14 protein-coding genes and 1 tRNA gene are annotated in these 14,824 nt (G+C 72.6%); 9 read left to right on the top strand and 6 right to left on the bottom strand.

What is annotated here, in order from left to right; genetic code table 11:
* The first annotated feature begins 37 nt into the window (after positions 1-37).
* From AB0J67_RS04655 to AB0J67_RS04640, 4 genes are all read left to right on the top strand, one after another.
* Entirely contained in the window at positions 38-1,237 is a 1,200-nt protein-coding gene (locus AB0J67_RS04655) for a DNA polymerase III subunit delta' (protein WP_363476211.1), read from the top strand.
* 111 nt (positions 1,238-1,348) lie between these two features.
* Positions 1,349-1,678, top strand: a complete 330-nt coding sequence (locus AB0J67_RS04650; protein ID WP_363476209.1) for a YbaB/EbfC family nucleoid-associated protein — start codon at positions 1,349-1,351, stop codon at positions 1,676-1,678.
* Positions 1,675-1,953, top strand: coding sequence for a hypothetical protein (locus AB0J67_RS04645; RefSeq protein ID WP_363476207.1), 279 nt, complete (start codon positions 1,675-1,677; stop codon positions 1,951-1,953). The genes AB0J67_RS04650 and AB0J67_RS04645 overlap by 4 nt, the downstream gene beginning before the upstream one ends.
* Complete coding sequence (locus tag AB0J67_RS04640) at positions 1,953-2,711, top strand: hypothetical protein (RefSeq protein ID WP_363476206.1); 759 nt, start codon at positions 1,953-1,955, stop codon at positions 2,709-2,711. The genes AB0J67_RS04645 and AB0J67_RS04640 overlap by 1 nt, the downstream gene beginning before the upstream one ends.
* Positions 2,712-3,130: 419 nt before the next feature.
* On the opposite strand, the gene AB0J67_RS04635 is transcribed toward AB0J67_RS04640, so the two are convergent.
* Positions 3,131-4,678 carry a hypothetical protein gene (locus AB0J67_RS04635; RefSeq protein WP_363476204.1) on the bottom strand — a complete coding sequence of 516 codons (1,548 nt, stop codon included), beginning with the start codon at positions 4,676-4,678 and terminating at the stop codon, positions 3,131-3,133.
* A gap of 220 nt (positions 4,679-4,898) precedes the next feature.
* Between AB0J67_RS04635 and ricT the strand changes: the two genes are divergently transcribed.
* Positions 4,899-5,756, top strand: a complete 858-nt coding sequence (gene ricT, locus AB0J67_RS04630; protein WP_363476202.1) for a regulatory iron-sulfur-containing complex subunit RicT — start codon at positions 4,899-4,901, stop codon at positions 5,754-5,756.
* On the opposite strand, the gene AB0J67_RS04625 is transcribed toward ricT, so the two are convergent.
* Entirely contained in the window at positions 5,744-7,510 is a 1,767-nt protein-coding gene (locus AB0J67_RS04625; RefSeq protein WP_363476200.1) for a metallophosphoesterase, read from the bottom strand. The genes ricT and AB0J67_RS04625 overlap by 13 nt on opposite strands.
* A gap of 260 nt (positions 7,511-7,770) precedes the next feature.
* Between AB0J67_RS04625 and AB0J67_RS04620 the strand changes: the two genes are divergently transcribed.
* From AB0J67_RS04620 to AB0J67_RS04610, 3 genes are all read left to right on the top strand, one after another.
* Entirely contained in the window at positions 7,771-8,064 is a 294-nt protein-coding gene (locus AB0J67_RS04620; protein ID WP_363476198.1) for a DUF2218 domain-containing protein, read from the top strand.
* 65 nt (positions 8,065-8,129) lie between these two features.
* Positions 8,130-8,205 (top strand) — tRNA-Thr (locus tag AB0J67_RS04615).
* A 374-nt stretch (positions 8,206-8,579) separates the two neighbouring features.
* Positions 8,580-9,029, top strand: coding sequence for a hypothetical protein (locus tag AB0J67_RS04610; RefSeq protein WP_363476196.1), 450 nt, complete (start codon positions 8,580-8,582; stop codon positions 9,027-9,029).
* Between the two features lie 107 nt (positions 9,030-9,136).
* Here AB0J67_RS04610 and AB0J67_RS04605 read toward each other — a convergent pair whose 3' ends face one another.
* Positions 9,137-10,489, bottom strand: a complete 1,353-nt coding sequence (locus AB0J67_RS04605; RefSeq protein WP_363476195.1) for an MFS transporter — start codon at positions 10,487-10,489, stop codon at positions 9,137-9,139.
* A 313-nt stretch (positions 10,490-10,802) separates the two neighbouring features.
* Between AB0J67_RS04605 and AB0J67_RS04600 the strand changes: the two genes are divergently transcribed.
* Entirely contained in the window at positions 10,803-11,753 is a 951-nt protein-coding gene (locus AB0J67_RS04600; RefSeq protein ID WP_363476193.1) for an NAD-dependent epimerase/dehydratase family protein, read from the top strand.
* Positions 11,754-11,801: 48 nt separating this feature from the next.
* Here the strand turns inward: AB0J67_RS04600 and AB0J67_RS04595 are convergent, their stop codons facing one another.
* From AB0J67_RS04595 to AB0J67_RS04585, 3 genes are all read right to left on the bottom strand, one after another.
* Positions 11,802-12,767: a class I SAM-dependent methyltransferase gene (locus AB0J67_RS04595; RefSeq protein ID WP_363476191.1), complete on the bottom strand. Its 966-nt coding sequence runs from the start codon at positions 12,765-12,767 to the stop codon at positions 11,802-11,804.
* 148 nt (positions 12,768-12,915) lie between these two features.
* On the bottom strand, positions 12,916-14,262 hold the full coding sequence (locus tag AB0J67_RS04590) for an MFS transporter (RefSeq protein WP_363476189.1): 1,347 nt from the start codon (positions 14,260-14,262) through the stop codon (positions 12,916-12,918).
* Positions 14,263-14,320: 58 nt separating this feature from the next.
* Positions 14,321-14,818, bottom strand: coding sequence for an NUDIX domain-containing protein (locus AB0J67_RS04585; RefSeq protein WP_363476187.1), 498 nt, complete (start codon positions 14,816-14,818; stop codon positions 14,321-14,323).
* Positions 14,819-14,824 lie beyond the last annotated feature (6 nt).

Here is a 14,824-nt window from a genome sequence, read left to right as displayed (position 1 = left end):
TGCGACGAAGTGAGGCCCGGCCCGGCGAGGGGGCGCAGTGAGCGACGTCTTCACCCAGCTCGTCGGGCAGCCCGACGCCGTCACCACGCTGCGCGCGGCCGCGGCCGCGGCGTCCGCCGTCATCCGGGGCGAGACCGTCGGCGCGGGCGCGATGACCCACGCCTGGCTCTTCACCGGCCCGCCCGGTTCGGGGCGGTCGGTCGCCGCCCGCTCCTTCGCCGCCGCGCTGCAGTGCACCGACCCGGCCGCCGGGCCCGGCTGCGGCCACTGCGACGGCTGCCACACCACCCTCGCCGGCACCCACCCCGACGTGCGGCTCGTGGTGCCCGACGGGCTGAGCATCCCGGTGGCGCAGATGCGCGAGCTGGTGCTGCGCTCGGCCACCACCCCGGCCAACGGCCGCTGGCAGGTGCTGCTCATCGAGGACGCCGACCGGCTCACCGAGGCCGCGGGCAACGCGCTGCTCAAGGCCGTCGAGGAGCCGCCGGACCGGACGATCTTCCTGCTCTGCGCGCCGTCGGACCACCCCGACGACATCTCCGTGACGATCCGCTCGCGCTGCCGCGTGGTGCCGCTGCGCCAGCCCGCCGCCGACGCGGTCAGCGCGCTGCTGGTCGAGCGGGACGGCGTCGACCCGAAGACCGCCGCCTGGGTCGCCGCCGCGGCGCAGGGCCACGTCGGGCGGGCCCGCCGCCTCGCCGGGGACGGGCAGGCCCGCGACCGCCGTGCCGCGGTGCTCGCCGTGCCGCGCCAGCTCACCGGCGTGGGGGCCTGCTTCGACGCGGCCGCCGCGCTGATCGAGGCCGCCGAGGCCGAGGCCGCCGCCGCGGTCGCCGAGACCGACGCCGCCGAGCGGGCCGCGCTGGAGACCGCGCTGGGCGCGGGCGGCACCGGCAAGGGCGCCGCGGGCGCCGCCCGGGGCATCGCCGGGCAGCTCAAGGACCTGGAGAAGCGGCAGAAGTCCCGGGCCACCCGGGCGCAGCGCGACGCGCTCGACCGGGCCCTGCTGGACCTGGCCGGCTTCTACCGCGACGTGCTCAACGCCCGCTGGGGCGGGCCGGTCTCCCCGGTGCACGCGGACACGGCCGCGCTGGCCGAGGCCGCCGCGCAGCGCTGGACCGCCGAGAGCACCCTGCGCCGCCTCGAATCCGTGCTGGCCTGCCGCACCGCCATCGACGCCAACGTCAAGCCCCGCATCGCCGTCGAGGCCATGATGCTCGAACTCTGGCGCGGCTGACCCACTCCCGCCCGTTGTCCACAGGCGGTTATCCACAGGGGTGTCCGGGGGCGGGCATTTACCGGTAGCGTTTCGTCGGTACGCCGTCACCGTCCGATGAGGAGTCACCGCATGCCCCGGGAGATCGACGACGCCTGGATCGAGGAGGCGATCGCGTCATACCGGCGGATCGAGCAGCGGCAGGCGAGCCTCGCCCGTGCCGTCGCCGAGCTGGAGGTGACCGTCCGTGACCCCGAGGACCTGGTCGAGGTGGTGGTCGGCGGGGACGGCGCGGTGCGCCGGGTGGTGGTCACCGGCTCCCTGGACGGGCTGACCGGGCCGCAGCTGTCCCGCGCGATCCAGCAGGCGATCACCGCCGCGCACGACGCGGCGGCATGGGCCCGGCGCAAGGTGTACGAGGAGACGTTCGGCGACTTTACGGCGCTCGGAGGTGCCCGGTGACGGACGAGCTGGCAGCAACGGTCGACGCGCTCGCCGACGAGATGTCGCGACTGCGCACAGCGCTGCACCGCGCCGCCCCCGGGCCGCTGCGGCTCGACGTGCCGGGGCGCATGGCGAGCCTGGCCGGCGCCGCCGACCGGGCACACGGCGCCGCGTGGTCGGCGCACCTCGACGCCGCGAGCGGGTTCGACACCCGGCTGCGGGAGCTGGCCGGCAAGGTCCGCACCGCCGGAGCGAACTACCGCGCGGCCGACGAGGCGAGCGAGGTGGCGTGATGGACGTGCTCACCCACCTCTACGCGAACACGGCGGGGCTGCTCGCGCGCACCGACGACGCGCTGGCGCGCTGGGGTGCGCCGCAGACGCACGAGGTCTGGCCGCTGCTGCGCCGCACCGGTGCGCTGCCCGGCGACGCGGTGGCGGCACTGGCGGGCTGGTCCCCGCAGCCGTGGCGCGACCGGGCCGAGGAGCTGCGGCGGCAGGCCGACGCGGCCGAGGCCCTGGGTGAGCGTGCCGGTGGGCTGCCCGGCTGGGAGGGGGCCGCGGGCACCGCATTCCGCGCTGCGGCCCGGCAGCTCGACCGGGACGTCACAGCCTGGGCGGGCGGGCTGCGGGCCGACGCCGCCCACCTCGACGACCTGGCCAGGTGCCTGGCCGCCGGCCGCTCGCGCACAGCCCGCACGCTGGCCCTGGTGGCGGGCAGCGCCGAGGCCGTCACGCTGGTCACCGCACCCGCCGCCGGGGTGCCGGTCGGGCTGCCGCTCGCCAGCGTCCTGCCCGGGATGGCGGTGCCCGGCGCGGTGCTGGCCGGCACCGCGGTGGGCGGGCTCGGGCCGGACGGCGCCGGCCCCGTCGCCTGGGCGCGGGCCGCGGCCGAGATCGGCGCGGCGCTGCTGCGCGCGATCGACACGACGCTGACCGAGCTCGACGACCTCCTGGCCGCCGGCCCCGCCCCGGCGGACCGGCCGTCCGCGCAGGCCGCCCCGGCGGCGCACGTCCCGCCGACCGACACCACCCTGCGCATCAACCTGTAGCCGAACCACGCGGCCACCTGCCCGCGCTGTCCCGCGGCTCCCGCTGCCAGCGAGGCCCGCGCGCCACGCGCTGTCCCTGCGCCCGCGCTGTCCCGCGCCACGCGCTGTCCCCGCGGCTCGCGCGCCCACGGCTCGCGCGCCCGCGAAGATCGCGGAATTCGGTCAGAACTTTGAGTCTGACCACAGGATCTGACCGGAATTAGCGATCTTCGCCGCGAATCTGCCTGCCGGCGCCCGCGCGTCCGCCCGCGCCGGGGGGTGATCGCCGCGCCCAGCCCGGGCCGGTGGCGGCCGACACCGCCGGCCGCCGCCCGGAACCGCCGCCGCGCCCAGTGCCTGGACCGGCCGGGAAAGACGGCGGTGGCGGTGGACATCCCGTCCACCGCCACCGCGCTGCGCGTCGAGCTTCAGAAGGAGCGTCAGCCCAGCAGATCCTCCGGCCCGCTCGCGGTGCGGCGGCGGGTCAGCAGGAGCAGGAACCGGCCCGCCACGAACAGCAGGGTGCCGGTGCCCGCGATGAGGGCGATGCTCGTGCCCGTACGCGGCAGGCTGCAACCGGGACCGCCGCAGCCGTTGTCGTCGTCGTCATCGTTGCCGGAGGCCGGGGACGGGGTGGTGCCGCCACCGCCGCCGGGGCTGTCCGGGGTCGGGCCCGTGGACGGACGGGCCGTGGGGCTGGCGCTCGCCGCCGTACGCGCCGGGGCGGTCGCCGAGGCCTTGAGCAGGCCCAGGCCCAGGTCCAGCACGGTGGCCCGCTGGCCGTCCTGGCGGCCCAGCCCGATCAGCTGCACCCGCAGCGACGCTGCCTGCGCGGTCGCGCCGCGGTCGGTGACCCGCTTCTCCAGCTCCCCGATCGAGATCTTGACGATCACGATCTCGCAGAGGCCGGACAGGTTGCCCAGGCCGCCGCCGAGCAGCCCGCCCAGGTCGGGCAGGCTGCCGAGCTCCGGCAGGGCGGGCAGGCCGGACTCGCCGCCGCTGCCGCCGCCGAGGCCCTTGACCAGCTTGGTCAGGTCGTTCACCGGCAGGCCAGCGAGCAGCTTGCCCAGCGGGTCGGCGTCCAGCAGCGGCAGGCCCAGGGCCTCGGCGCGTTCGCGTACGCCGGAGGGGTCGAGGGCGCCGAGCAGGCCGCCGGAGGACGGGGCGGGCACGGCGATCTCGATCTCGCGGTGCAGGCTGTCCAGGGTCCGCGTGCCGATGCCGGGTCCGGTGATCCGCAGCAGCGGCGCGTCGTACTTCACCTGCGAGGTCGCGGCCTTGCCGGTGGCCAGCACGGTCAGCGCCGGCGGCTTGACCACCTCCACGTCGATCGCCCCGCCGAGCAGCTCCACCTCGGCCAGGCCGATCTGGGCGTACGCACCGGAGGCGAGCACCCCCGCGTGGCGTACCGTCGCGGTCTGCGTGGTGGCGGAGAGGGTGTGCGGGACGGCGGCCAGCGCGCCCCGGCTGCCCGGCAGCACCGCGGCGTCGACCAGGGCGGCGTCGGCCTCACCGGCCGGGCCCTCGGCCTTGCCGCAGCCCATGCCCTCGGTCCAGCGGGCGTGCGCGGCCAGGTCGCCGGTGCCCGCCTTGACCAGGCCGAGGTCGACGGTGAGCGCGTTGTTGCGGACGGCCCGCTGGTGCGACGGCGGCGCCTGCTGGTAGACCTTCGCGTCCAGCGGGCCGGTGGGCAGCTTCAGCCCGAGCAGGCGCGCGTCGGCGTAGCGGGCCGTCGCGGCGCTGTGCACCGGGTTGGTGGCGGACATGCCGCTGTCGGCCGACGCGATGGTCAGGTCGGCGACGGTCGGCACCTTCACGCCGAGCGGGCCGAGGTTCAGCGCGCCCACCTTCAGCAGGTCGGCGCCGGCGCGCGCGGCGTATCCGGCGGGCCGGTCGCACACCCCGGCCGTGGCCGGGGCGGACAGGACCGCCAGTGAGCTGAGCGAGACGAGAGCGACCGTGCTGGCTGCGGCGAAATGGCGACGCATGCTTCCTCCGGGGCGACGGGCACGCGGGGGTGCGTGCCTACGACGTGGCCCAACGAAGGCTTTCGGGCGTGGTTACGGCGGACGGGTGACACCTATCCGGAAGAGCTAACGACGAATCAACCGAAAAGGTACGCAACTAGATCTGTTCCGCCCGTCGCGGAACTTCACCCCGAACCCTCGGCATCAACGCCGATGGCTGATTCCGGGCTAGGGTGTGCGGATGGGCTTGCTGTGTGCCGTCACCTTCAACAAGTACGGGCGGCTGTACTACCTCGACCCCGCCGAGTTCCGCCCGCGCGTCGGGGACAAGGTGCTGGTGCACACCGATGACGGCCCCGAGGTCGCCGAGTGCGTGTGGGCGCCCGAGTGGAGCGACGAGGACACCGCGGGCTTCCCGAAGATCATCGGGATGGCCGCGGCCGACGACGTCGACCGCGACGAGCTGATCCGCCGCCGCAAGGCGGAGGCGCGGGTCGCCGCGAACCGGCTCATCCGCGAGCATCAGCTGCCCATGAAGGTCATCGCGGTGGACCATGTGCCCGGCGGCCCGGCGTCCGGCGACGACCCCGGCCCGAGCCCGCGCACCACGGTCTACTTCACCGCCCCGCACCGGGTCGACTTCCGCTCGCTGGTGCGCGACCTCGGCGCGACCCTGCATTGCCGGGTGGAGCTGCGCCAGCTGTCCGCGCGCGACTCGGCGAAGGTGCAGGGCGGGATCGGCTCCTGCGGGCGGGACCTGTGCTGCTCGACGTTCCTCACCGAGTTCGAGCCGGTCAGCATCCGCATGGCCAAGGACCAGGACCTGCCGCTCAACCCGATGCGCATCTCCGGGGCGTGCGGCCGGCTCATGTGCTGCCTGAAGTACGAACATCCGCTGTACCAGGACTTCCAGGCCACGGCCCCGGCGATCGGGGAGCAGGTGGTCACGGCCGACGGCGAGGAGGGGCGCGTGGTCGGGCACTCCGTGCCGCGCGACGCCGTGGTGATCAGGCTCGCCGCCGACGGCTCCCGCACCGTCTGCCCGAAGGCGTCGGTGTGCGGGAGCCGCAAGGCGTACGAGGACCGCTACGCGGTGTGACTCGGGTCCTCCGCGTCGGAGGGCAGGACGGCGGGCGGGGCGGCGTGCTGCTTGGCCGGGGCCAGCGTGATGACCTCGTCCACCAGCCGCGGCTTCAGCGGGGTCGCCGGGCGGAACCAGGAGCCGCTCGGCTGCGCGACCCACTTGCGGGAGACGGAGTCGACGCCGACGACGTAGATGCTCATGGTGCCGTCGGGGGCGAAGCGCATGCGCAGGAAGCACTTGAAGTCCTCGATGCCCTGCCCGGCGAACAGCTCGTTCACGTTCACCTTGAACGACGCCGCGATCAGCAGGTACAGCGACACCAGCAGCGCCGCCGCCACCCCGGCCGGGGTCAGATAGACCACCACCGCCAGGGCCGCCTGCACCGCGGGCTTGTAGTGGTCGAACGGCAGCATCCGCCACAGGAACAGCCCGCCCACGCCGAGCGCGAGATGCGCTATGCCGTGCAGGCCGCCCAGCACTATCGGTTTCAGCCGCGCCTCGCCCTCGGTGAGGCCCACCGCGAAGAACACCGTGGCGGCCATGACCGCCGCCGTCATCAGGAAGATCGGCACGGTGAGGATGCGCCCCGCCGCGTTGTTGAACGACAGCATGAGCATCGTGTGCATGATGCCGAGCATCGTGGCGAAGCCCGGGTTGCGCCACGGCAGCCGGGCGAAGACCCCGCTGCCCAGCCAGCGCGAGCGCAGCTTCGTCGGGTACGTCTTCTGCAGCTTGTACGGCCTGCCCAGGCTCTGCCGGCGCACCTGCGAGTGCCGCGGCGGCACGGTGATCTCCTCCGGCAGGTGGTTGGTCGCCGCCATGTAGGCGCCGCCGCCACCGCAGGTGATCAGCTGGCGGCCGATGTCGGACTGCGCGTACCGCGCGTAGTGGTGCAGGTCGCCGCTGAGCATCACCGCCACGTCCGCGCCGGTCGGGTCGATCACCGTACGCAGGAAGTAGTCGATGGTGTCGTAGTAGAGCGGGTGCTCCTCGGACTGCACCCAGGCCGGCTGCGGGGTGACCAGGATGATCCGGTCGCCCTCCTCGATATTGGCGGCCACGCCCCGGAAGTACTCCAGCTGCGGGTCGTCCATGTACGCCGCGCCCTGCGCGTCCAGCGCCAGCAGCCACCAGCGGTGCGGCAGCTGCAGCGCGAAGTAGCTGCGGGTCTGCTTGGTGCGCCAGCCGCCGATGCGCGAACCCTCGCGCCGGGCGAACAGCCGCAGGAACGCGGTCAGGCCGTCGTACCAGTCGTGGTTGCCGGGCAGCGCGAACAGCGTCGGCGGGTTCTCCGCCGGCACCTGCGGCAGCGCGGCCCGGTACGGGCCCTCGAACCGGTCCTCGTACGCCTTGCCGCTGGCGGTCGGGTAGACGGAGTCACCGCCGAGCACCAGGATCCGCCCGCGCGGCAGCGTCTCGCCGCCCGCCTCGATCTGCTCCTGCGCCAGCAGGTACGCCATCGTGTAGGTGGGGTTGAACCCGTCGCCGAGGTCGGCGATGTAGTCCAGCCACAGCTCGTCGTCGTTCACGTGGTCGTCGTGAACCTTGGTCGGGAAAGCGTTCTGCAGCTCGCGCTTGTCCAGATAGGCACCGAACTGCGCGGCGAACGCGACGCGTACGCCCGTGGCGGCCAGCTGCAGCGGGCTGAGCCAGGCCACCGGGCCCTGCGGGGTGAACCCGAGCTCGGCCGGCTCGAGTTTGCTCGGACGATGCGTCCGGCCGTCGACCGGCGTCGGGTCGGAGGGACTGCGCGGAGGGATCACGGTCACAGCAGGGCAGCCTAGTCCGCAGTGGACCGCATGACACCAGCCCAACGGGCATTGCATGCCCGGATGCCGCCAACCGGACAGCCCTGCCGGTCCCGTCGCCAACGCCGCGGTGGCGCTTCCGCGCCGGGTGGGTCAAGATCGCTCGTTTGGGTCAGAACCTGGAGTCACACCCGAGGTTTCGACACCGAACGGCGATCATCGCGGCCGCGGCCGCGGGCTCAGCGCTGGGCGACCAGCGGAAGTTAGGCTAACCTAACCGCATGTTGATCGTTGAGGGGAGCGCCCCCACCACCCGCGCCGCCCGGTACCTCAAGCAGGTGCTGAGCCACTTCAGCCACAAGATCGACGTGGAGCTGGCCGAGGACCGCGGCACCGCCGCCTTCGGCGCCGGCCGTGCCGAGCTGACCGCGACCGCCGACGCCCTCGTGGTCCGGATCGAGGCCGAGGACGCCGAGAAGGCCGCCACCGTCGAGCGGGTGATCGTGAGCCACGCCGAGCGCTTCGGCGAGAAGGACGGCCTCAAGTTCGGGCAGTTCACGCCGGTCGCAGCCTGAACATGTGACCCGCCGCCTACCCGTTGGCCGAGGCCGCCCTCGATCGCGTATAGTGATGCGACGTTGCCGCCTTAGCTCAGTCGGTAGAGCGTGTTACTCGTAATAACAAGGTCGACGGTTCGATTCCGTCAGGCGGCTCCACTGGTCAAGGGCCGGTTCTCCACCACGGAGAACCGGCCCTTGATCGTTTGCGCCCCCGGATTCGACCCGCGGGTGTCGGTCGCCGCAGAGAAACCCGGTTCATCACCGCTCACGCCTGATCTTGCGGGTCGCCTCGACGTCGATCGTCTTCGTGATCGTCGGCGAACTATGGTCCAAGACATCCCGAGTGTTCTCGATGGGCCTTTCCGGGTCATGCAAGATCGTCGCGCAGGAGTGCCGAAGATCGTGAAAACAGATCCGGGTACGCCCGCCCGGACCTGTGGTCGGCCGAACAGGCAATTGCCACCTCCGTCCAATGTGGCGTACATCTATCGAGGCGCATTCCAGCGCCCAGCATCCGACGGGGGTATGCCATGAAACTGCGCTTCACCAGAACCTTCGGTCGGCGGTTCACGACCGTCGCGGCCACCGTGGCCGCCGCGCTCGTGCTGACCGCAACGCCGGCCAACGCCGTCACCACCGACAACCTGAGCGACACCGCGACGTGGGGGTGGACGTCGGCGGTCATCACGTGGGGGGACGACTCCTTCCACGCCGGCCTCAACATCAATGTCAACGACAGCAAGACCGACGGCGTGTGCGTGAAGGGCCGGATCTCCTTCTACGACTACGACGGCTCCACGGTGCTGTCGAACTGGAGCACCAACGACTGCAGCGTCAACGGCGATGCCGAGTACGGCTACAGCAACAACATCAACTTCTACCCGAAGACGGTCTACTCGGCCTCCCTCCAGCTGTGCCAGTACAACGAGTCCAACGGCACCACGCTGAACTGCCGCACGCGCAAGTACGCGTACCGCTGACGATCCCGACCCGGCGCGATCTCAGCTGAACCTCGGACGCCGGGACAGGGTGCCGTGACCTGGCATCCTGTCCCGGCTTCACTCGCCTGGCCGGGGCGAGCGGGCGCTCAGCCCGTCACCCTGCCGGCGCCTGCGGGGAGCGAAGAGGCGTGCGCGTGCACCCACCAGGCGAGCGGGAGTGCGGTCAGCCCCACCGCCTGGATCGCGAGCAGCGCCGCGACGATGCCCCAACGGTCTGCCACCAGGCCGGCGCCGAGGGCGACGAGCCCGTAGAGCACGCTGCCGAGCAGCGCCGCGAGCGAACCCATCGTCGCGCGCTCCCGATCGGTGAACTCACGCTGCAGCATCGTCTGCTGGGCGATCGTCGACATGCCGTAGGCCGGTGACCCCAGCAGCACGGGCGAGAACACCGTCGGCTTGACCAGCGCCACGAAGTTCGCCACGTTGTCGAACACCTCCCCGGACAGCAGCGTGCGGGCCGCGCCCACCCGGCCGATCACCCGACCGCTGACGCGGAAGCCGACGAAGGCCACGCCATGGCCGAAGGTGCGCCACAGGCCCAGCGCCCAGAGCGGCCACAGCCCTGCCACGAAGACAGGCGACAACTGGGCCGCGCTTTCGCTGCTGAAACGGAGCGCCGACACCAGGGTCATCCGGCGGAGCACCGGACTGCGGCGGATGCCGCGCAGGGCCGATCCGAGGTGGCCCAGCACGTTCGACTCCAGCGGGCCGTGCACCCGCGGTTCCCGGACCCGCAAGGCGACGAGCACGCACAGCACCTGCGGCACGACCGACAGCACGACCACCGAACGCAGCGACCACGCGCCGGCGACCACGCCGCCGATGGGCGCCGCCAGGGCGAGCGCGATCTGGAACATCGAGTTCACCCGGCCCGAGTGCCGGGGGAACTCGTCCTCGCGGCCGGCGGCGAGCAGCGTGTCGTAGAGCAGGGACTCGTTGTTGCCGCTCCACAGTGCGGCCGCCAGTCCCTCCAGCACGACGGCTGCCAGGAGGAGGCCGTAGCCGGAAGCGCCGGCGTAGCCGAGGTGGGCGGTCACCATGACGACGGCGCCGGCGATCATCGTGCCGCGTCGGCCGAGGCGGTCGGAGAGCACCCCGGTGGGGACTTCGAACGCCGCCGAAGACAGCTTCTTCACCGCAAGGAGGCTGGCGGCCGCGGTGTACGAGTCGGTGACCTGCGCGAAGTAGATGACCATGATCGGCCCGTACATGCGGAAGTCGCCGCAGAAGTTGAACCAGCTCAGCAGACGGACGTTGCGGATGACGGTCTGGTCGGCGGGGTTCGGGGCAGGCGGAGCCGACCTCGACCGGCCGGATCTCCTGCCGAACGGGGCGGCGATCAGGCGTTCGACCAGGACACGGACAAGGAGCAGGGAAGAATGACGAGCGGACACAGCAGAACTCCCGGGAAGGCGAACGGAGACGCCGAACAGCGCCAAGGGCCGGTGACACGTGTCACCTCGCCCCGGCGACCGGGATGGGTGCTGGCTCTGCTGCTAGATGTGCGGCGTCACAAGCCTGCGACCGCGGTCGTCACGGGGCGATCGGAAGCTCCGGCCATCGTCACAGACATCAGTGCTCCTCAATTCCGCCGGGCGGACGCGATTGCGCAACAGCGCCGACTCTAGCGGCCGAAGAACTCACGCGCCTGTCACAGCTGAGCCCGGCCGCGCTTCACGGCCGATGCAGAGCGTTGTCCGACGGTGAGGCGGCTGCTTAGGTGGAGCCCATGCCGGTGGCAGCGTCATGAGGGTGATCGTTCTCGGGGGGACCTGGTTCGTCGGGCGGGCCGTCGTCGCGGCGCTGCTCGCGGCCGGGCACACTCCGCTGGTCGTCCATCGGGGCCGTGCGGAGCCGCCCGGCCTCGCCGATGTCGAGCATCTGCATGCCGAGCGTCGGTCGTGGCCGGCTCGCCGGGACGCTTTCGCGGCGTTCGAGCCGGACGCGGCGATCGATGTGTCCGCCGGGAACGGGGCGGGCGCCCGCGCGGCGCTGGAGGCACTGCCACCGGGTATCCGGCTCGTCGCCCTGTCCAGCGTCGACGTCTATCGAGCGTACGAAGGGATGCTCACTCGCCGGCACACCGACGCCGTCCCGTTGACCGAGGTCTCCGCCCTGCGCACCGTCCGTCACGTGGAGGGTCCGCACTGGGAGAACCTCGAGCTGGAGGAGGTCTACCTGGCCGCCGGCGCCGTGATCCTCCGCCTCGGCGCGGTCTACGGCGAGCACGACTACCAGCGCCGCTTCGAGCCGGTCCTGCGGCGCATCAGGGGCGGACGCGCGCAGCTGCCCGTGGGCGCCGGCAACTACCTGTTCAGCCGGGTCTACGTGGGGGACGTCGCGCAGGCGGTGCTCGCGGCCCTCGCCGCAGAGCAGCGGCACGTCGGCTGTTTCAACATCGTGGAAGCGCAGACCGCGCCGATGAGGCTGTTCTACGAACAGATCATCGCCGCGGCCGGTGCCGATCTCGAACTCGTCCGCGTCGCCGACGAGGTGCTGCCGGCGGACCTCCGGGCGTCCGGGGCCGTCGGCCAGCACGTCCTGGCCGGCGCGCAGAAGGCACGCGAGGTGCTCGGATGGCGGGACTCCGAGCCGCACGCAGCGCTACGACGCTCCGTGCGGTGGCACCTCGATCACCCGCCGAAGGACTGGGACACCGACTTCTCGCCCGACGACGCGGCGCTCCGTCAGGCGGCTCGCTGACGTTCGGGCCCGGGATCCCTGGGTCCGGGGCCCGAACGTGGGCGCGGGTCAGGCCGGGACGAGGTCCCAGTACGCCCCGTGCCGGTGATACGTGTGGTCGCAGCGGATGCAGGTCGCCGACCGGGTGCTCCACTCCAGGCGGGTCACGCAGGACGGGCAGACCACCCGGCGGGCCAGGCCGGCCAGCTCCGGCGGCAGGTCGGCGGTGTGCCCGCCGGGCCGGTCGTACGCGGGGCGCGCCGGGTCGTTGCGCCGGGCCACGAGGAACTGGCTCGGTCCCCACCAGCCCCGGCCGCAGGTCTGCACGGCCGCCTCCAGGCCGTACACGAACGGTTTGGCCAGCCTGTTGGCGCGTGGGGCGACCTTCTCCCACTGCCGGAAGTTGTTCACGCTCGCGCCCAGCGAGGTGCGCCAGCCCAGGTCGTCGAGGCGGTCGCGGACCGCCCCGAGCTGGTAGTTCCAGAACTGCTCGGCGACGCCCATGGCGACCGGCCGCCGGTCGCGGACCTCGCGCAGCCGCCCGCCGCGCAGGCCCCGGGCCAGGCCGAGGACGTGGTGCTTGATCGGCACGTCGACCAGCCAGCGGTCGCCGACGGTGCGGCTCATCTCGACCAGCCCGCGGTTCAGCTCGGACAGGTGGTGCAGCACCCGGACCACCATGCCCGCGTCGAAGGCGAAGTCGCGGAACGGGATGCGGTAGAGGTCCGCCCGGACCAGGTGCAGGCGGCCCGCGGCGATCTCGGCGGCGTACCGCTCGCCGGCGTTGCGCAGGTTGGTGGCGGAGTAGTCGAGGATCACGGCGTGCGCGCTGCGGGGCAGGTAGTGCGCGGCGTTGCGGCCGAAGGCGCCGCCGAAGTCGGCGAACCAGGCCGGTCGGCCGAGCTTCGGGACGAGGCGGCGCAGGACGCGCTGCTCGGCCCAAAGCTCGTAGTCGCGCCCGGCCCAGTAGTCGCGGTAGTCGTACCCGTCGGCGTCGTAGTCGATGACCTCGATGGGTGTGGTGGCGGTCTGCATGGCGTCCCTCCCGTCCCGAGCCGGGCTAATTGCCCTAATCAGGAGAGTAAGTTACATCACACCCAGAAACCCCATAAACGCCCACAAACCCCTTTGGTAACGGTCTTCGTGCGGGTTTCCCATCACGTGGCCGTTCGCATCCGGACCCTTACGGAGCCGCCGTCTCGGCCGCGGGCTGGAGGCCGGGCTGTCCAGGAGTGGCGGCGGCCGGGCCGCGGAGGGCGGCGAGTTCGGCGGCGCGGGCGGCCTCTTCGGCCTCCTTGCGGGCCAGGCCCTCGCGGCCGTCGTACTTGAGGAACGCGGGCAGGGCGGCGGCGAGCGCGCCGGTGCCGGCCACGCACAGCACGCCGCCCCAGACCACGGCACCGGCCGGGCCCCACCAGCGGGCGCTGAGCCCGGCGCGGGTCTGGCCCAGCATCGGGCCGGTCAGGTACGACAGCATCTCGATGCCGGCCAGGCGCCCGCGCAGGTGGTCGGGGATGGTCTGGTTCCAGATGATGCTGCGGAACAGGCCGGAGATCATGTCCGAGGCGCCCGCGACGACCAGGCCCAGCAGCGCCAGCCACAGCGAGCCGGCCAGGCCGAACAGCACGATGCCCAGGCCCCAGGCGCCCGCGGCCACCAGCACGGCCAGGCCGTGCCGGTGCACCCGCGCCGTCCAGCCCGAGGTCAGCGTGACCAGCATCGAGCCGGTGGCCAGGGCGGCGTAGAAGAGGCCGAGCACCGACGCGCCGCCGTAGCGGTCGGCCACCCACGGGTAGAGCGCCACCGGGAAGGCGAAGAACATCGCGTTGATGTCGATCAGGTACGTGCCGATCAGCTCGGGACGGCTGCGGGCGTACTTCACGCCCTCCACGACCGAGCGCAGCGAGGGGCGTTCCGCGGCCTCCGGTGGGGCGATCGCCTTGACCATGGCGAAGCAGATCAGCGACACGGCGAAGGTGGCCAGGTCGAAGGCGAACACCCAGGCCACGTCCAGGTTGGCGATCATGAGGCCGGCCAGCGTGGGCCCGGCGATCTGCGCGATCTGCCAGCGCAGCGAGTTGAGCGCGCCCACGGCGGGCATCTCACCGGGTGGGGCCAGCCGCGGCATCATCGCGTCCATGGCCGGGCGGTGGATGCCGTCGACGGCGGCGGCCAGGCCCGCGATGACGAACAGCACCCACACCTGCGGGGTGCCCACCAGCGCGTTGAGCAGCAGCAGCGCGGCGAGTACGGCCAGCGCCGCCTCGGCCCAGAAGACGAGCTTGCGGCGGTCCACGTAGTCGGCCAGCGCGCCGCCCACGAACGCCATGAACAGCAGCGGCGCCAGCTCCACCAGTCCCAGCAGGCCGACCGTGAGCGTGTCGCCGGTCATCTGCTTGAGCTGGAACGGGATGGTCACGTAAGTGATCATCGAGCCGAAGCTGCTGACCCCGGCCGCCGTGTACACCAGCCGGAAATCGCGCCGGCGCAGCGGCGACAGGTCCAGCGCGAAGCGCTTCAAGCTCGTCACGTGCGCCGATACTGCCGGGCGGGGGCGCCTGCGGCAAGCCGGTTTAGCTGGTCAGGGGTCAGTCCGAGTAGATCTCGCCGGTCGCCTCGAAACGGGCGAGGTGCTCCAGCGTCCACAGCACCGCGCCGGAGGTCGGCTCCGGCAGGTCGTCGGGGTGGAACCAGCCCGCGTCGGAGGCCTCGTACGGGTCGGGCATCAGCTCGCCGGAGACCTCGGTCAGCAGGTACGAGCCGGAGATGTGCTGGTAGGTGTCGCCGAAGACGTTGGTGAAGGTGTACTGCGGGCCGGAGAGGAAGGCGAACAGGGTCGCCTGGCCGGCCTTGAGCCCGGTCTCCTCGAACGTCTCCCGGATGGCGGTCTCGCGCATCGACTCGCCGAGCTCCATCGCGCCCGCGGGGAAGGCCCAGTAGCCGTTGTCCGTCCGCTTGATCAGCAGGATCCGGCCCTGCTCGTCCCGGATGACGCCGCGCGCCCCGAGGAAGAACAGCGTGGCGTCGCCCATGGCCGCCCGCATCCTGCCGTGGTACGAGTTCACCCAGCCGTCCTCAGCACCCATGGGTGC

This window comes from Catellatospora sp. NPDC049609 (assembly GCF_040675365.1).
Classification (GTDB): Bacteria; Actinomycetota; Actinomycetes; order Mycobacteriales; family Micromonosporaceae; genus Catellatospora.
Note: the sequence above shows the minus strand (reverse complement) of the source record. Positions and strands in the feature narration are given on the sequence as shown.

What these genes read in the sequence shown, in the direction of transcription:
- AB0J67_RS04620 (WP_363476198.1), top strand. Translation starts at nt 7,771, where the DNA reads ATGTTGATCGTTGAGGGGAGCGCCCCCACCACCCGCGCCGCCCGGTAC.
- AB0J67_RS04585 (WP_363476187.1), bottom strand. Translation starts at nt 14,818, where the DNA reads ATGGGTGCTGAGGACGGCTGGGTGAACTCGTACCACGGCAGGATGCGG.
- AB0J67_RS04610 (WP_363476196.1), top strand. Translation starts at nt 8,580, where the DNA reads ATGAAACTGCGCTTCACCAGAACCTTCGGTCGGCGGTTCACGACCGTC.
- AB0J67_RS04650 (WP_363476209.1), top strand. Translation starts at nt 1,349, where the DNA reads ATGCCCCGGGAGATCGACGACGCCTGGATCGAGGAGGCGATCGCGTCA.
- ricT (WP_363476202.1), top strand. Translation starts at nt 4,899, where the DNA reads ATGGGCTTGCTGTGTGCCGTCACCTTCAACAAGTACGGGCGGCTGTAC.
- AB0J67_RS04595 (WP_363476191.1), bottom strand. Translation starts at nt 12,767, where the DNA reads ATGCAGACCGCCACCACACCCATCGAGGTCATCGACTACGACGCCGAC.
- AB0J67_RS04635 (WP_363476204.1), bottom strand. Translation starts at nt 4,678, where the DNA reads ATGCGTCGCCATTTCGCCGCAGCCAGCACGGTCGCTCTCGTCTCGCTC.
- AB0J67_RS04640 (WP_363476206.1), top strand. Translation starts at nt 1,953, where the DNA reads ATGGACGTGCTCACCCACCTCTACGCGAACACGGCGGGGCTGCTCGCG.